Raw genomic sequence first — 16,263 nt, 5'->3', positions numbered from 1 at the left:
AAACAACGTGACAACCCACAGGGTTACCAAGGCTAGCAAACCTAAGCTGAAATATTTTATATCTATCATTTTAACTATGAGAAAAATACTCGGCTAGTAATAGCCGAGTATTTCGCTTGATACGAAGGATCAAAACCTATGGTAAATCCCAAGCATAGCCATCAATGACTTTAAACGTGTCGTAGTGGATGTAGCCGCTTTGATCTTCTAAGTATTCGGCACCACTTGTACTCGAAATTGATCCCAAGAAAGTACTGAGCATAAATTTATGGATTTTGACCTCATCAGTTAGATCACTTAAACCGTGAAATCGAAAACCTGTTTTTTTCGCGACCAATTGCTTATCAATGAACAGTTTTGCTTTCGCATTGTACTTCCCTTCGCTGTTAAGCTCTACGTACAAAGCGACATCGTACCACTGATCAAGATTCAACTGGGCACCGGTAGTCGATGGAATAACTTGACCGCAACGGTCTGGCTTATTTTGGAAATACAAATACAATTGAGGCACTCGATTGGCAAATCCGACTCTGGCACTCCATGAATTTACTTCCACCTCTTTACAGCCAGTCACATGGTTTTCAGGTGCGATACCAAAAAACTTGCCGCCTTGGGTGGTAGAATAATCCTTATCAAATTTAATCCTATACTTGAGCGTAGCACTGTTAGTTTTTCTACTGATATCTTCGTAACTGACGAGTTTGGGATAAGACCCCTTTTGAGTGTCGTTTTTGTAAATATCATATTTAATGCTGATATCTTTGCTGGATGAATTATAACTAATTTGTTCTTTATTCCAGATCCCCGTAGGCACACCACTAAAGTACTGCTCATATAAGGCTTCTGCTTGAGTAACAGCAGATACAGTCATAACGCCACAAGTAGCGGCTATCAACGTTAGTGCTTTAAATCTTTTCATTTTAAGGGCCTACTTTGATCTAAATGATATTGAATGTTTTTTTACTCAACGACGACGCTTCGTCCGGCAATAACATACGCAGGGCATTAGTCCTGAGCAATCTAAAGCAATCCAAAACGGTCAAATGTCACACATAACAAATCATTAACATTCAATTTTGAGATGTAGTTAACCTAATACTTTGCTCTTTTGGTCACAAACTAGAGATAACGACAAACAACCAGTCAAATAATCTCACAAGCACTATCATTCAAGTCCGAGACACCTTGGCATAAATGGATTCGAATAGTGGCAATATTGCTGTTGTGGAATACGCTCGCTCAACCTTTGCCTTCGCTTGTTCAGCCAGCGGTTGCTTTTGGCTTTCGCTGAGTTGCTGGTAATCATCAATAGCAGCTGCCCAACCATAGGTATTATCACCATCAATTAAGCAACAGCCGTCGACGTCCTTCAGCAGACTTGGCAATCCTCCTAGCGGCGATGCAATCACACTCGCGCCATGGGCCATGGCTTCTAACGCCACCATGGGCAGCCCCTCTGCACGACTTGGGATCAGCAACAGCTCAATAGCCGGCCAGCACTGGCTCATGTCGTCCACTTTGCCATGGAATACAACATTGTCTGGCGCCTTACTTTGCAAGTCGCTCAATAACGGCCCGTCTCCATATAGATGAAAGGTCTGCTGCGGCAACTGCTCTGCTATTTTCAGTATTCGCTCTGGCGCTTTTTCAACGCTGAGGCGGCCGACAAATGCTATTTGTTGATCGCCAGCGATTTCATTAGTTGCTGGTTCGGCGGCCTGAACGAAGTTGTCAATCACCATTGCCGAGCAAGGCAGTCTGCTGGCTATCTGTTCGCTCACTGCAATGCGAGCCTGACACAAATAAGCTGACTGGCGATCGAGCCAGTCGTATAACCAAACTCGCCCTGTTGGTGTTTCGCCGGCGTGATAACTCGACACCACCGAAGCGCCGCCACACCATGAAAGGAAACGGCCAACTAATCCGGCTTTGTAGCCGTGAGTATGCACAATACGAGGTTTACAGCGGCGAACCGCACGAATAAATCGCCATGGCGAGCCGCCGAGTAGCAGCGTTTTAACGCCACGTTGTTGCAATTCAGAGCGCAGCGGGTGCTCTGAATCGTACAGTTTCCAAAACACCACCCAAACATCATAGCCTCGTTTGTGTAAGGCTTTCGCCAATTGCCCAACATGACTTTCTATGCCACCGACATTGCGACTATCAAGCATTAACCAAATTGCCTTGTCCATCGCTCACTCCTAAAACATGACAGTGGCTGCGCCATCGTAAAACTGCAGTGTCTGTCGTTGCACCTGATACTGGCCTTGATGGATCTGCCACAGCTCCGCAACGAGCTGCTGAATGTGAGCGGGTAGCACAATGGCTGCGGTAGTGGACTCATCAACTAAGGTTGCTTGCCACAAACACTGACTGTAATCGGCGCTTAGCTCATCATCTTCTGCGACGGCCTGTTGCGCACAAATGGTGGCAAAGTAACGGCTACCGCTGATTAGAGGCGTTTCAATGGTCACTGCCAGTTGTTGTTGATGGTCGAAGTCGAAGTTGGCATCGATTTGGAGCTGGTCGCTGGCAACCGCTGTTGGCTGCTCGGTTTCATTGTTTGCTTGTGGTTGTGTGCTTGGTGCAATTTCAGTTTGAGTGCTAGGTGGCTGTTCATTGCTTGTTGCTCCTGTTGACGTTGTTGTCGATACGGCAGGCGCGTTGCTCCCGCCGCCACATGCGGCCAAGGTTAATGCACTGATATAAATAACAATTGATCGTTTCATAACGAGTCGTCCTTTGGTTAATACAAGAGCTCAGATTTGCCATTAGCGGGCAAATACCAACTGCGATTGATTGTGCCGCTGCTTTGAGCAAAACCGGCGAACAACGGATAAGCGGCGCTAATATCCACGCGCTCTATTGGGTGCTGCCATGGATAAGGGATGACAATGGCCCATGGCATACCGTTGGCGTTTTGGTAATACAACCCACTGCTGGGCTGGGAAAAGTCATCTAACAAATTCCACAAACTGACATCGGCCATCGACGTTGGTGGTTGGTTTTTAAGATGTATTTCAAGGGCACGACCGGGACTTACATCCAACACAGGGGCACGACTATCAGTCGTTGCAAAAATGAATGGATCGTACGGCGCAGCAGGGAATTCATTAACAGTGAGGCCTTGTTTGAAAGGCACCCGCAGCGAGAAACTAAAACTGCCATTGCCTTGGCAACCCTGCTCGGTGCGATAAAAATCGCAGCCGCCTTGGTTAGGGAAATGGGCTTTCAAATCCGCTGACAACACCAGTACGGAATCTCCTGCCACCGACTCCAACAGAGATTGCGACTGCAGCTCACCGTTGACCTCAAAACGGATCAGCGATTGATCAATGCTCGCCGGATCGACCCCAGGCAACCGGAACGCCAAGCCGTTGTGAAAACTCGCGCCCATGGCGACCACCTCGCCTTCCAACTCAAAGCGAACCATGTTGTCTTCAGCATCACTAATTTGGCGACTCTGAAATCGCACCACCAGATCATTGAGATCATAGTCTCCGGCCATTGGCCAGTTGTCTTCAAAGGCCAGTGTCGCCTTTTGTTGCAGGCCCGGATAAAAGCTAACTTTGGTATGTTGATCAGATATGTAGATGGCATGATCTTCGACTTCACCATCGGGCGCACCACCGATTGCAGCGAGCCCCGTGACACTGCTCATGCGAATCCGTGCCCACGTTTCGCCTTCAACTGCATCGGCTGGCACCGATAACAAAAAGACATTGTCGCCGCTGATGACCGGCGCATCAGCCAACAATTGCTCATTGGCATCAAACTGGCCATTGCCGTTGGTATCAAACCAACCACTGGCAAATCCTGCGCCCGATGATTGCACGACCATCAGAAAGTCGGCGCCAGCTTGTAACGGCGAGATGAAAATCACGCCATCTTCGTCATCAAACCAGAATCCTGCATCATCAGACTGCGGATAAGCCTTGGCATCGGCCTCTCCATCAACTTGCTGGCCAAGGCGTAATTGCCCCGCTGCTAATTGATGGCGAGCGCCATTGTCACTCAGCAAGGTGCCGTAACTTGCAGGCGCATCGCCAAAGTCGATATCAGCTGAGCCCGGCTCGACAATAGGTGCTATGGCACAACGGGCGCCGTCATTGTTGGACGAAGACGGCCCCTGAGCAAACAGCTCTGCGCTCGGCTGTTCAGCGTCGACATCAATTCGGAAGATCTGGCCATCTTGATTGCGACTGATGTACAGCGTCCCCTCGACATCGAAATATACTGCGCCGAATGTGCCACTTTGCCCGACGTTGCCTAGTTGACTGGCATCGCCGGATTGCGGATCGATCATCCACAAGCGGCCATTGCTATCAACGCTGTAGAGCATGTGGCGATCGGGATGGAATGCAAAATCAAAAATGTTGATATTGAGGCTGCCACCATCAACTAGTTTTTGCCATTGCAAGTAATCATCAGCGCTGGCGTCCAACGACAGTCGATACAAACCTTTGCCACTGCCACGCTGATACATGTACTGGGCGTTATCAACTAATGACACATCCCCCACGAAAAACGACAGTTGCGGATCGTCGCCGGTTAACATCAGTGGCTCAATTTGAAAATCGGCGCCAATGCGAACCAAGGTGGCAAATTCACGGCTCCAACCGTACATATAGTTGTCGTGTAAGTTGAAGCCCATGGCATTGACCTTGCCAGAGGTTCCCATGTTGGATGCCAAGGTTTGGTAATAGCCCGTCGCCAGATTAACACCGAACATCTCGGCGGTATTTTTTTGCACGAGAAAGGCTGGCGTTGGACACTCGGTAAAAGGCGTTGCCTGCACCTGCCAGCTCATCGCCGAGGCGAGCCCGATGCCAAACAGAAGGTTTATTGAATGTTCGCTGATCATAGCTGAGTCCTGTTCACTGCATGTGAACGGAACTCAGCACAGATTATTCCGGATGTGATAACTAAACGATTAGTAGACAGTTATCGGTATTGAATAGATTTTTGTTTTATGTGTTTTTGCAAAATGCAACTGGCAGCTCAGCTGGTTTCAGAGCCATGAATTTGCAGGTAACGCTCGGCCAACTCAAAAGAGCCAAAGCACTCGATAATGCGCTCAATGGCGTCAACCCGAGCTTGAGGATTAGTGTGATCAGTAGCGTTATCTAACCAGTCTTGAACAAGAGGTTTGGAGATATTCATAATGCACGTCCTTTGCAGTGATACGCTCAAATCCATTGAGCGATTGAATTCAATATAGCCAACTCCATCGCAAAAATGAATAGCCACACAAATTTCATTGCTATTTATCGAGTCAGCATCAGTAAAGCAGTGCTAATGAGGCTTAATAACCACCTTTGCCATTAGCTCGGCTAACTTGTAATCGTTTGGAATATCAACGCCATGCTGAGTTACTGCCCACGCTGCTAACGCACAGGCCCGAGTCAAACAACCTTGTGGCATATCATCGTAAAGCCAGCCTAGGCACAGACCGGCAACCAGCGTGTCGCCTGCACCAACAGTGCTCTCGACGCGAACCTCGGGCGGCTGGCAGTGAAATTGTCCTAGCTCGCCCCATGAATACAATACATCGGCTCCTGCAGACAACACCAGAGACTGCTGATTCGACGCCAATATATTTTTGGCCGCTAAAACGACGCGCTCGGTTTCGGCCGTCACACCGAGCACTTGCGCCAACTCGTCTAAATTCGGCTTGAACAAATCGGCCTCGCTAGTTAGTGCCGCTTTCAACGCGGCGCCACTAGTATCAACATACACCTGAGCGCCAACGGCTTTCGCACAGGAGATGAGCTCAACCATGTAATTCGGCTCAACGCCATCAGGCAAACTACCAGCAATCACCACCAGACAGTTGCCATCAGCAAGCGTGGTTAACTTGTTGAGCAGTCTTTGTTGCTCGGCGCCACTGACATTGAAGCTGGGGAAATTAATATCACTCACACGACCCGAACGTTCCGCTAATTTGATATTGGTTCGCGTTTTACCATCTACTCGAATAAACGCATCGATCATGCCGAGAGAGCTAAATAGCTGACAAAAGTCGCGGTCATTGTCTCTGCCAAGGAATCCTGTGACCGTCACTTGATGACCAAACTGTGCCAATACCGAGGCGACATTAATCCCCTTGCCGGCGGCCCTAAGACTGGCATGGGTAACCCCATTAACCTGCCCCAGCACTAACTCAGACAAGTTGCCGGTTAAATCTAGTGCCGGATTAAGGGTGACGGTAATGATTTGCTTCATGGTGGCTCCGTTATGGCTAATTGATTACTTTATACGATAGTTGCAATCAACAGCCAAAACTTAGCGTTCGGAAGGGATGAACGCCGCGATCATGCCCATCATGCTGACGCTGCCGATGAATAAAAAGCTACCGGTAATCGTGCCGCTAACACAAATTTGTAATGCCAGCGCGGCAATAAGAAATGGCGCGGCGAACAACCAAGGCTTTAGGCCACGCGCAATACCGCCCTCTTCTCTGAGTAAGCAAAAAGCAATAAACAATAACAGTAGCGATACTAACAACATTAGGCCGATCATTGCTGTTCCTCCTTTAATGTATCTTCGTCGATTGAAAAGCGACCGATCGCGGTTGCCAGCGAGCACTCAACCACCACAGCAAACAACCAATGGCAAACAGCACCCAATCCACAGCTACCGAAACAAAATGTTGAGTAGTGAATAGATTAAATAAATGACTACCACTAAGAAGTGCATCCAATGGCATCACACTGATCAGCAATCCTGCGGTAATCCTCGTCATCCATTTGACTGTTAGAGCGGCATCAAAGGCCATCAATGCCCACACGATGCAAAGCACCCAACTGACAAAGAAGGATCCAAAAATAAGTTGATTATTGGGCAAGTTTAACGACGTAAAATTGAGCAACAATTGGATTGGAAATAGCAACGCACAAGCAACCACTACGCCACCACATGACCCAATCACTAAGCGGTTAAAACGTTGGTAGGTCGTGACTCTGAATTTAGGATTGGCACTATTGATGCCCCGCTCTAGCCAAAGCATGATACCGGACAGCGGTAACAGCGCAGTGCTAAGACCAAGTAACGTCCAGACAATTTTCACTAGCACGCCACCAAAATTGCCAAAGTGCGCTGGGAACATGATGTCGAGGATGATCCCTGAAACCCCATCCACTTTGCCAAAGTTACCGAAAGCTTGGACAAACTCGCCACTAGCCCCCTGATATTCAAGGGTTTGGCCATACATTTGAGGGCCGCCAATCATGTTGGTGTAAATCACTGCGTTCTGATCGCCGTAACCGACAATGCGGGTGCTTGTTGCCACCGAATCTGGGTGGAAGTTAAAAGCGTGGCGCAATGGACCGGCTATCTGGGTTGGCGCATCAACTTGTGCTAACACGGGTTCGGGAGCAGCGGTAAAATCTTCAATCAGGGCATCCATATCGCCTTGATAACTGACGTATGCAGCCGCAGGCACCAAGATCACCAAAGCCAAACCAAGAAAGGCCCCAGTAAAACCAATCAAACCGTGAAACACGACGCCCCATATTCCCATCACTTTATGGCCATCATTGACCAGTAAGCTGAAGCCTTTGAAGGGCCGGAAGGTAAACATCTGACGAAGAATCTTGCGATGGATAATAACGCCTGTCACCAGCGAGGCCATCAGGGTAAGGCCAAGTAGACCGGTGATGAGCAAGCCAACAGGGCGACCAAGGTGCAAATCGGCATGGAAGTTCACAATAAAGTCGGCGACATCGTACTGCCAATCGGCAAACAAACTCTCAAAGTCGCTCCGCTTTTCGTTAAGCAGCTGGTAGCTTCGCGGATCAAAGTCGTATTGAATCACACTATCTGGCCCGCCATTTTCATGGTCATGACCATGATATTCATAGCGGATGAGCAAGGCCGAAGCGGAGCGGACGCCAGGAACACTGATGCTGATTGCATCAAAATGGTTTGCCGGTACCTTTTGGGCATACTCGTGAACTAACTGCTCAATTCGAATCGGATCAAGTGTAAGCGGCGTGCGAATTTCTGGAGACGCCCATATCTTTAACTCGGGTCGACCAAACACCGCCACAGCGCCAGTAAAAGCCACCACAAACAACAATATCCCCGTGATGACGCCAACCCAGCTATGAATGGTGTAGAGCTTTTTAATGGTTAAACTTTTCATCCGTCTCCCTAGGCCACATTCACGTACGACAAAGCGCCGTGCAACAGAGTCAAAACCACCATCAATAGGGTCGCATGCCATGCTTTTGGGGCCAGATAGGCGTATACGAATAATCCGGTCCAAATAAACGGGAATAACAAAATGGGGATAGCCACCTGATCGGCCGCACTCAGAGGCAGATAGGTTGTCATGCCGGGGATCATCACAGTGGCGGTGATCAGGGCTAAAAACAACGCCAAAAAATGGCGCTGCTTTGGTTGACTGAAAGTCCTTTTGGCGGCGCGAGTTGTGTCTGTCATGGCCAAAAACTCCGGTGATCTGCCATCTTATTCAGGGAATACTTCCAATGTGAGGTACAAGCTAAAATGCTTAACATCTACTTCCGCCGGTTGCGGCACCTTGACCATGGTTGATGCGGATAAGAAATAGAAGCCCGCTTCTGTTGGGGTAAAGGTGAACACACCATTTGGCCCCACGGTTAATGCTTGTTCGTTGCGATCATTGCGGTGCCTTGTCCCTGCTTTGATGACCGTAACCTCACCCGCTGTGGTCATCGGCTTACCGTTAAACAGCAATTGAAAATTCGCCGTCTCGCCGGCAAATAAATCATTCGGATGAGTTTCTCCAGCCAATTCCACCCCAACACCAACGGGCTTCACCGCCGCTAGATTAGGCTCATTGGCGGTAACAAAGGTCTCAACCCGAGACTGGGTAGTGCGACGGATCACCTTGGTGGCACCATCGGGCAGTGGCGTGCCTTTGCCAAATACCCGCGACGGTGTGCCATCTGGCTTGACAAAAGTAGTCATGTGGACTTCGGGCTGAACTAAACCAACTCGATACGTTCCAGACTCGGTGATCGCCACATCGGCAACCGATAATCGCGAAAAAGCCTGCCAGCGGACGTCATTACTTCGCTTGCCATCAGGGCTGATTAACTGATGTTCAAGGAGATTAAAAAGGGTCACCAAATCACCAACATCAGCGCCGGTTTGGCTGTCACCCAAAGGTCTATCAGGGTGGAAAATATCGTTAGAAATGCTGGCGATGATAGTCACGCTCTGCGCTTTATCGCCAGATAGCTGGGTGTGCGTTGGTACCATAAATCGTTCATGGGCAATTGCCGAGCATGCAGTAACAAGACCAGCGGCTAGGCCAATTGCTTTGAGGTGGTTTTTCATGGTCATTCGGTTGCTTCCTTAGTCAACAATGGTTCGCCAAATTTATTTGATGGAAATGGAGATCAGGCCGAGTTCAGCCGAGCCTTGCAGTTGATAGTGCTGAGGTTGCTGCTTGCCAAGCACAATCGCTTGACGGAGGTATTCACGACTGCCCTGCTCGCGAACCGATTCCAGATGCAGTATGTAATCGCCCGGCTGGACTGGGATGCCATCGGCAGCGAGGCCATCCCAGCTGAGTTGATAGCTGCCGGGTTTGCGCGTTGCACCACTAACACCATCATAATTCGGGCTATTTTTACGTCCTATTTTGCGCCACCACTGCCGCAAATCTTTGTACCAATCCGCCTGTTCAGCCCAAAACGCCAACGTGTGCACTCCCTTTCGCTCTGGCGTTTCAACCCAAACCGCAACATAAGGCCGGTGGTAGGGATTAGCGTTGATGTCTGGCACTTCGATATCAACATAAAGGGTTTCAGCTGACACACTTGGGATGACGGCTAGCAGCACAATGAACAATGGGTGTATGAGGTTCTTCATAGCAATCCTTATAGTGATTCCCTATAACAGCCGCGGGACAGTGCAGAGGTACAGCAAACAAGGCGTTGCCGTTCCCAGCAGCACCAGTAACCACGCCTGATTTCGATGTTTAGCATTTTGCAAAAGGATAACGATGCCGGTGACGGCAAAAAGCACCATCAATCCAGCAGAAATATCGATCAACCAAGACCAACTGGCACCGCTATGGCGCCCCTTGTGCAGGTCATTCAGCAGCGCCAATAAGCGCCCGCGCTGATATTCAATCTCAATTTGTTGAGAGTCAGTCAGGACAGTGACAAAGGCGTATCCAGCAGGAACCGGAAAGTCATAAGTGATCTCGCCAAGGGCCAAATCGACATCGACACGGCGAGGGCTCTCTAGCCCTGTCAGCTGCTCAATGTGGCGCTGTAGCTTGTGTAGCGGCAATTCACCATCAACCGGCACTAGCAACTGCGGAGGCAGTGGCAGTTGTTGCAGGTGCTCAACCGGCGTTGCCGCCCAGTGCGGATGGTTGAGGGTGATGCCCGTCACGGCAAAGAACAGTAATAGACTGAACAGTGCGCACGACACATAGATGTGCAACCAACGGCAGAGGCTAAACACTCGTTTAGCCTTTTTTGATTTGAGTAGCGAGCTGGCCGCTGATTTCCTTTGAGGGCGCTGATCAGCAGCGCCCTTAAGGCTGCAGTGAACGTCGCTCATCAGAACTGATAAGCAACAGTGGCTTTGATGTTACGACCTGGCTCGTAGTCTTGCAGATAGAGTTCACCAAAACGCGGGTGGAACGAGGTGCCGGTACGCGATGACTGCGAGGCATAAAATTCATCGAACAGGTTGTCAACACCAGCAATGACGGTCAAACCAGTAATATTGGCTGGCTCCCAGCGCGCTGAAATATTATGAACCGTGTAACCATCTTTGCTGTTATCCAACGATGCGCCATCCAAATCTAATCCGGCATCCACATCGTCAACATGGAGCACCTCCCAAAACACCGATAAATCAATAGCCGCGAAGAAGTAGCCAGCATTGGCACTGATGGTATCGCCCTGCTCCCGATCTAAACGAGCACCGTCATATTGCTCATATCCGGCAAATGCACTCAAATCGCTTTCAGCGCGGGAAAATGTAATACCGGCATCAAATTCGCCAATACTGTAGTTGCTGTAAGCCTCAAAACCATCGAGCTCCATGTCACCGATATTGTCCTTCCAATAACGTGCCCGGACACCCTCTGGCGGCGTTGCATAGTCATAGATGTAGCCGTCAATTTCGGTCTTAAACACGGTGCCGCCAACGGACAAAGTACCGGCACTATTGAGATCAGCTCGATAAGCGAACGCGGCCTCGTAGTTAACCCCAGTTTCTTCTTTAATATCTGGATTAGGCACCTCATCTAGACCTGCGCCGACAAACACTTCACTGATTTCCGGACCTTTGAACAATTGCGTTCCGCTCAGCTTAATCACTAGGTTATCGACAGGCTGATATTCGGCTGCTAAGGCAAATGCGGTGTTACTGAAACTGTCGTCAATAACGGCTGAGTCAATGTCATATTTGTCGTATCGAAAACCTGGCGTAATCGAAAATTGGTCATTAAAGCGGATACGGTCTTGCGCAAAAATGGCGAGGTTGCTGGCATCTTCGCCAGACGTAAGCTGGCCTGCGTCGGACTTAGTTTTGTAGTCGGTGTCGTGTTTGACGTAGTCAAAACCCCAAGTGATTTCATGCGAATCGGCATCATCAACAGTGGTTTCAGCCAACATATTGATGCCGCTATTTTTGGCTTCACCGGTAACAATCGCCGCCCACGCCGCATAAGCAGGGTTTTGCCCATATCCGGTTTCATCACGCCAAAGCTCGCTGCTGTTGGTGTATACAGCCGCCTTTAACAAGGTTGAATCGGTCAGTAATTCATAGTTCAGAGTGACGGTGTCGCGGGTAAATTCAGTAGGCCACAGCAACGGGATCTGCAACGATTCAGTAATGGCAATGTCGGTCGCCAGCCCCATATCAGGTCGGTAGCTGTAATCCCCCTCGTCTTTATACGACTCATAACTTAGTTGCAGGCGTTGATTGCCCGTCAAATTCCAACCGAGCTTCAATAGCAGATCATCAACTTCTCCTTCAAGGCCGCGAACTTTGCCATCAGTGCCCTCAATGACCTCGCCGCTACCATTTTTGATTTTGCCGCCACCAACTTCGTAGTTATCACGATCGACATAGTTGTAGTAGGCAAGAAAATCGAAGTCTTCGCCTAACAGGCCATAGCCACTGGCAGAGTAATTTTCTCCGGAGTTGTCTCCTGCGGTCACCTGAATGCGACCACCAATAGTTTGATCGGGGCGCAATAATTCACGTGCTTGCTTGGTTTCAAAACGTACCGAGCCACCAAGGCCACTATTGATCACCGAATTGGTGCCGACATCAATATCAACCGATTTGAGGATGTCGGCATGGATCTGCAAGTTGCCCATGTGGTGATACATGTAGGTGTTTTGTTTGGCACCATCGATGGAGATATCGAGGTCTTTATCGTCCATTGAGCGAATGGTGATCCGCTGATTTAAGGAATGGGCGCCGCCAACATCAACGCCCGGAATGGTGCGTAATAAATCGCTAATGTGATCCGCTTGCTTGTCAGCAATGGTCTCAGCACTCATGTACATGGACGATGAACTAACTGCGGTGCTCCATACCGCAATGCGCTCAACACTTTGTTGCTGGTCTTGTTGCTGCTGTTGCTGCTGTTCTGCCGCCGAAGCTGAGTGGACGGCAAAGAATGAGGATACCGCGACCGCAATCGCGCAGCGATGAAAACGCTGGTTTAACATAGTGTTCCCTTAAGTGTGAAAATAATTGAATGATAATGATTATCATTATGGTAACACTGTGTTAAATTTCCGTTCGGTCTAAATGGTTTGCCAAATCGCCAATTTGTTTTGCCAAATCGTCATTTAAAGGGACTTTTATGGACAATCAGTCTGTTGAGCTCACAAAACCGCAACTCGCGCGCAAATTACACGACGCCGGTTATCGCAATGCGCAACTTTATGCTAAAGCCGAGGTGGAGCAAGCCGTCTTATCTGGTGAAATTTGCTTCGATTATCTGGCTTCAGGCGTGATGTTGCATTGCACTGATGCCAATGAGAGTGTGGACGGAGTGAGTCGTGCTGAAGTCGATAGCCACATTAGCTTTAACTTTTTGCTCGAAGGCCGGGTTGACTATGGTTTAGGCGAACGCCGGTACACCTTTAGCGCCGAGCAACACCCTATTCTTTTTGTCAATGTGGTGAGTGGTCCGCAACTATTTACCCGCTATTTGAAGAGCGGCCAGCGGGTGAAAAAATTGAATATCACGATTGATAAGCAATGGCTGTTGAATCGTTGCTCTGCCGAGCAGGATCGGCTGCAAGGCAACCAGTTGTTCAGCAATCAACCATCGGTTTATCAATGGCAGTTAACTGAACAAACGCTAGATGTGGTCAATCGATTGTTCATAAGTCATCACGCCGATGATCTAGCGCATAAACTCGATTCAGAGCATTTGGTTTATCAACTGCTTAGCACTCATTGCTCGCAATTAATCAACCTAGCCAGTGCGCAAGTCACTGCCATTGCCCCCTCGCCTGCACGTTCGGCCCAGCAATCGCGCCACTATGAAAGTGAAATCGAAAGCCTCCTCGACGAGCGTCTATCGCTGCAACAAATTGCTAAACAGCTAGGTACCAGCGTCAGCACTTTGCAACGCTATTTTAAAAGTCATCACCAGCTCACGGTGATTGAATACATTCGTAACCAGCGTCTTGAAAAAGCGCGTCGCGCTCTGTTGTTTGAACACTCCAGCATTGGCGAAGCCGCTTATTTAGCCGGTTACAATCACGTCGGCAATTTCGTCACGGCATTTCGCAAGTACTTCAACATGACTCCGGCACAGCTTACCAAGCGATATAGTGAGCCAAAGTAACCAGCGCCTACTGTTATCTTTTGATAAGCAAGCCACGCTTGCCCAAGCTGTTCGTTAACGCTCGGTTTACACGAAGCATTCATTTTTACAAATTAATTATGAAACATCGTTTTATTTTCATTGAGTCAACTCTGTTATTCCTGTATCGTAGCGCTCACGAAAACAGTCCCTGTTCCCAGTAACGATTTAAAACACCAACCGCCGCCAAAACCCAGTGCAACAAGGTGAGCAGTACCATGATTCCTAATCCTTATGAGCGACCGGGCAATGCGGCCTTGATGGCCGGGAGTTATGCCCGCCTTCGCCAATTTCTGCGGCTCTGCATCACTCCACTAATCAGGCTCGACGCATGGAACAAATAGCCCTCGAATTATCCGTTGCTCAGTGCATTGGTTTGCTCAGCTATGCATTAGGTATCGCGACGTTTTATCAACGTGACACGCGGCGATTAAAAGTCATGATGCTGATATTCAACATCAACCACCTGATTCACTTTCTGTTGATGGACGCACCAGTAGCAGCTTTTGGTGCGCTTATTTCAGTACTTCGCACCGCAACGTCGATCTACCTGTCCTCCATGGTGGTGGCTGCCGGATTCATTATCGTCAACCTCGTTGTGGGTCTGTGGCTAGCAACCTCATGGCTGGACTGCTTTGCAATCGCTGGCTCAGTGATTGGCACATTCACTTTGTTCAGATTAACTGGGATCGCCATGAGAATCGGCTTTCTGTGCGGCGCCACCTGCTGGTTAATCAACAACCTAATTATTGGCTCGATTGGTGGTGTGCTACTTGAGTCCACCGTCATTTGCATCAACCTATTGCGACTCCATCATATGGTGCGCACAAAACAACCTTCTTTAACGAATTAAAAACACGTCAAGCACGCCGAGCCACAGCAGCGCAATGCCTGTTCGACAATAGTCAGGATGCTGAGATCACTGGCTACGTTCGCAACTTACTCAACAATTAAGCGAATCAGTCGCCGCAGCTGTTCGCTGCGTTCTGAGGTGGAATCGGGCACGATGAATAATGGACGTTAAACATACTTAACGTTGAATATCTATCGGACTGATGGTTCCGCCAAACCGGCTACCAATGACATGGGTATAAATCTCCGTAGTACGCACATCACTGTGTCCTAATAAATCTTGCACGGTTCGAATATCGGAGCCATTTAGCAGCAGCTGAGTAGCAAAGGTATGGCGAAATGTATGCGCGGTTATACGTTTCGCAATACCAGATTTGAGTACAGCTTGTCGCAAATTTTTGCGATAAGCTGAATGATGAATATGGTGGCGACAAATATAACCATCGTGCGGATGCTGACAACGTGTCGACGATGGAAAAACATACTGCCAACATGGATCTTTAGCGGCATTGCCGTATTTACGTATTAAACTTGCTGGCAGCGATGTCAAGCCAAACCCATCGCCAACATCACGTTGGTGAACTTGCTTCGATTTTTCAATTTGTTGGCGCAACGGCTCAACTAAAGACCGAGGTAAAATTGAATACCGATCTTTTCCTCCTTTGCCACGAAAGATAAAAATTGACCCATGGTTAAAATCAACATCTTTAACCCTAAGCTTAAGCGCCTCATTGATACGCAAGCCAGCGCCGTATAATAAGGCTGTGATCAGTTTATATTTGCCCTGCATGTGACTAATGATCAGTTGCGCTTCTGCTGCGCTAAGAACCGTTGGCATTCTCTTAGGCGCCTTGGTGAATGCATAGCTGAGACCTTCGATTTCGCGACCGACCACGTACCGATACATGAAAATCAGCGCACATAATGCTTGATTTTGCGTGGCGGAACTGACCTGGCGATTGACTGCAAGATGATTAAGAAATTGCTCTATCTCTTGGTTTCCAAGCTCTTTTGGATGACGCCGATCGTGAAAGCGAATAAATGCTCTTACCCAGTTAAGATATGACTTTTCGGTTTGCAAACTATATTGGCGAGTTCTAATTTCAACTCGAACTGATTCTATGAATGGTGACATGAGATTCCCTTCCCAATTACTGTATATAAATACAGTTATAAGTGAAAATTCCCAGATCTGCCAACGTAAGTCGCACTTTCCCGCAAAGAAATTCTCACTTTCACGCAAGCGGCGATTTTTATCTTTATGATTTGAAACACGATTTAGCATCGACTAATGTGCTTATATAGACCTACATAAATCATCATTCTCACTTTCCACACCAAGGATTGGCTCGAAAGTGGCGCTCAAGCCCCTCCAACACCTTGTTCTTGATGGAAAAGTCATGAATGAATCATTGAAAAATTATATTGCGAATTTCGGACTTACTGCGAATTCGCAGTAATACACTGTTAGCTGTACATGGAGTATGTAGACTTATGTGGGATAGTTCGATACCTAAGCGGGCATTCAAACTCTCCAGATACGTATCATTAGTGATTTTAGG

At 48.4% G+C, this 16,263-nt stretch carries 16 protein-coding genes; 2 read left to right on the top strand and 14 right to left on the bottom strand.

The annotated features are described in order from the left end of the window. Window positions 1-136: 136 nt before the first annotated feature. The 13 genes from IC617_RS15050 to IC617_RS14990 all read right to left on the bottom strand — a co-directional run bounded on the left by IC617_RS15050 (window position 137) and on the right by IC617_RS14990 (window position 12,698). Entirely contained in the window at window positions 137-919 is a 783-nt protein-coding gene (locus IC617_RS15050; RefSeq protein ID WP_191145810.1) for a polysaccharide lyase, read from the bottom strand. Window positions 920-1,169: 250 nt separating this feature from the next. Beyond that, window positions 1,170-2,192 (bottom strand): glycosyltransferase family 4 protein, encoded by a 1,023-nt coding sequence (locus IC617_RS15045; RefSeq protein WP_191145809.1) that lies wholly within the window; start codon window positions 2,190-2,192, stop codon window positions 1,170-1,172. A gap of 9 nt (window positions 2,193-2,201) precedes the next feature. After that, a complete protein-coding gene (locus IC617_RS15040; protein ID WP_191145808.1) occupies window positions 2,202-2,729 on the bottom strand; it encodes a hypothetical protein in 528 nt (175 codons plus the stop codon). A gap of 17 nt (window positions 2,730-2,746) precedes the next feature. Further along, a complete protein-coding gene (locus IC617_RS15035; protein ID WP_191145807.1) occupies window positions 2,747-4,864 on the bottom strand; it encodes an LruC domain-containing protein in 2,118 nt (705 codons plus the stop codon). A gap of 137 nt (window positions 4,865-5,001) precedes the next feature. Continuing rightward, entirely contained in the window at window positions 5,002-5,163 is a 162-nt protein-coding gene (locus IC617_RS15030) for a hypothetical protein (RefSeq protein ID WP_191145806.1), read from the bottom strand. Between the two features lie 132 nt (window positions 5,164-5,295). Then, a complete protein-coding gene (locus tag IC617_RS15025; RefSeq protein ID WP_191145805.1) occupies window positions 5,296-6,225 on the bottom strand; it encodes a 1-phosphofructokinase family hexose kinase in 930 nt (309 codons plus the stop codon). 60 nt (window positions 6,226-6,285) lie between these two features. Further along, window positions 6,286-6,522, bottom strand: coding sequence for a hypothetical protein (locus IC617_RS15020; protein WP_191145804.1), 237 nt, complete (start codon window positions 6,520-6,522; stop codon window positions 6,286-6,288). Window positions 6,523-6,535: 13 nt separating this feature from the next. Next, the gene (locus IC617_RS15015; RefSeq protein ID WP_191145803.1) at window positions 6,536-8,146 is read right to left on the bottom strand and encodes a PepSY-associated TM helix domain-containing protein; all 1,611 of its coding nucleotides are present in this window, start codon (window positions 8,144-8,146) and stop codon (window positions 6,536-6,538) included. Window positions 8,147-8,154: 8 nt separating this feature from the next. Further along, window positions 8,155-8,445, bottom strand: coding sequence for a hypothetical protein (locus IC617_RS15010; protein ID WP_191145802.1), 291 nt, complete (start codon window positions 8,443-8,445; stop codon window positions 8,155-8,157). 27 nt (window positions 8,446-8,472) lie between these two features. Next, window positions 8,473-9,333 (bottom strand): DUF4198 domain-containing protein, encoded by an 861-nt coding sequence (locus IC617_RS15005; RefSeq protein ID WP_191145801.1) that lies wholly within the window; start codon window positions 9,331-9,333, stop codon window positions 8,473-8,475. Window positions 9,334-9,369: 36 nt separating this feature from the next. Beyond that, complete coding sequence (locus tag IC617_RS15000) at window positions 9,370-9,864, bottom strand: DUF2271 domain-containing protein (protein WP_191145800.1); 495 nt, start codon at window positions 9,862-9,864, stop codon at window positions 9,370-9,372. 21 nt (window positions 9,865-9,885) lie between these two features. Then, on the bottom strand, window positions 9,886-10,467 hold the full coding sequence (locus IC617_RS14995; RefSeq protein WP_191145799.1) for a PepSY-associated TM helix domain-containing protein: 582 nt from the start codon (window positions 10,465-10,467) through the stop codon (window positions 9,886-9,888). Window positions 10,468-10,565: 98 nt separating this feature from the next. Then, the gene (locus tag IC617_RS14990; protein ID WP_191145798.1) at window positions 10,566-12,698 is read right to left on the bottom strand and encodes a TonB-dependent receptor domain-containing protein; all 2,133 of its coding nucleotides are present in this window, start codon (window positions 12,696-12,698) and stop codon (window positions 10,566-10,568) included. A 137-nt stretch (window positions 12,699-12,835) separates the two neighbouring features. On the opposite strand from IC617_RS14990, the gene IC617_RS14985 reads away from it, so the two are divergent. Together IC617_RS14985 and IC617_RS14980 are read left to right on the top strand one after the other, a co-directional pair. Then, window positions 12,836-13,831: a helix-turn-helix transcriptional regulator gene (locus IC617_RS14985; protein ID WP_191145797.1), complete on the top strand. Its 996-nt coding sequence runs from the start codon at window positions 12,836-12,838 to the stop codon at window positions 13,829-13,831. Window positions 13,832-14,180: 349 nt separating this feature from the next. Then, window positions 14,181-14,702, top strand: coding sequence for a YgjV family protein (locus IC617_RS14980; RefSeq protein WP_191145796.1), 522 nt, complete (start codon window positions 14,181-14,183; stop codon window positions 14,700-14,702). Window positions 14,703-14,879: 177 nt separating this feature from the next. Here the strand turns inward: IC617_RS14980 and IC617_RS14975 are convergent, their stop codons facing one another. Continuing rightward, entirely contained in the window at window positions 14,880-15,986 is a 1,107-nt protein-coding gene (locus tag IC617_RS14975; RefSeq protein ID WP_369410414.1) for an integron integrase, read from the bottom strand. Window positions 15,987-16,263 lie beyond the last annotated feature (277 nt).

Origin of the sequence: Neiella litorisoli, from assembly GCF_014773395.1 — a bacterium.
In the GTDB taxonomy this organism is placed as follows: Bacteria; Pseudomonadota; Gammaproteobacteria; order Enterobacterales; family Neiellaceae; genus Neiella; species Neiella litorisoli.
Note: the sequence above shows the minus strand (reverse complement) of the source record. Positions and strands in the feature narration are given on the sequence as shown.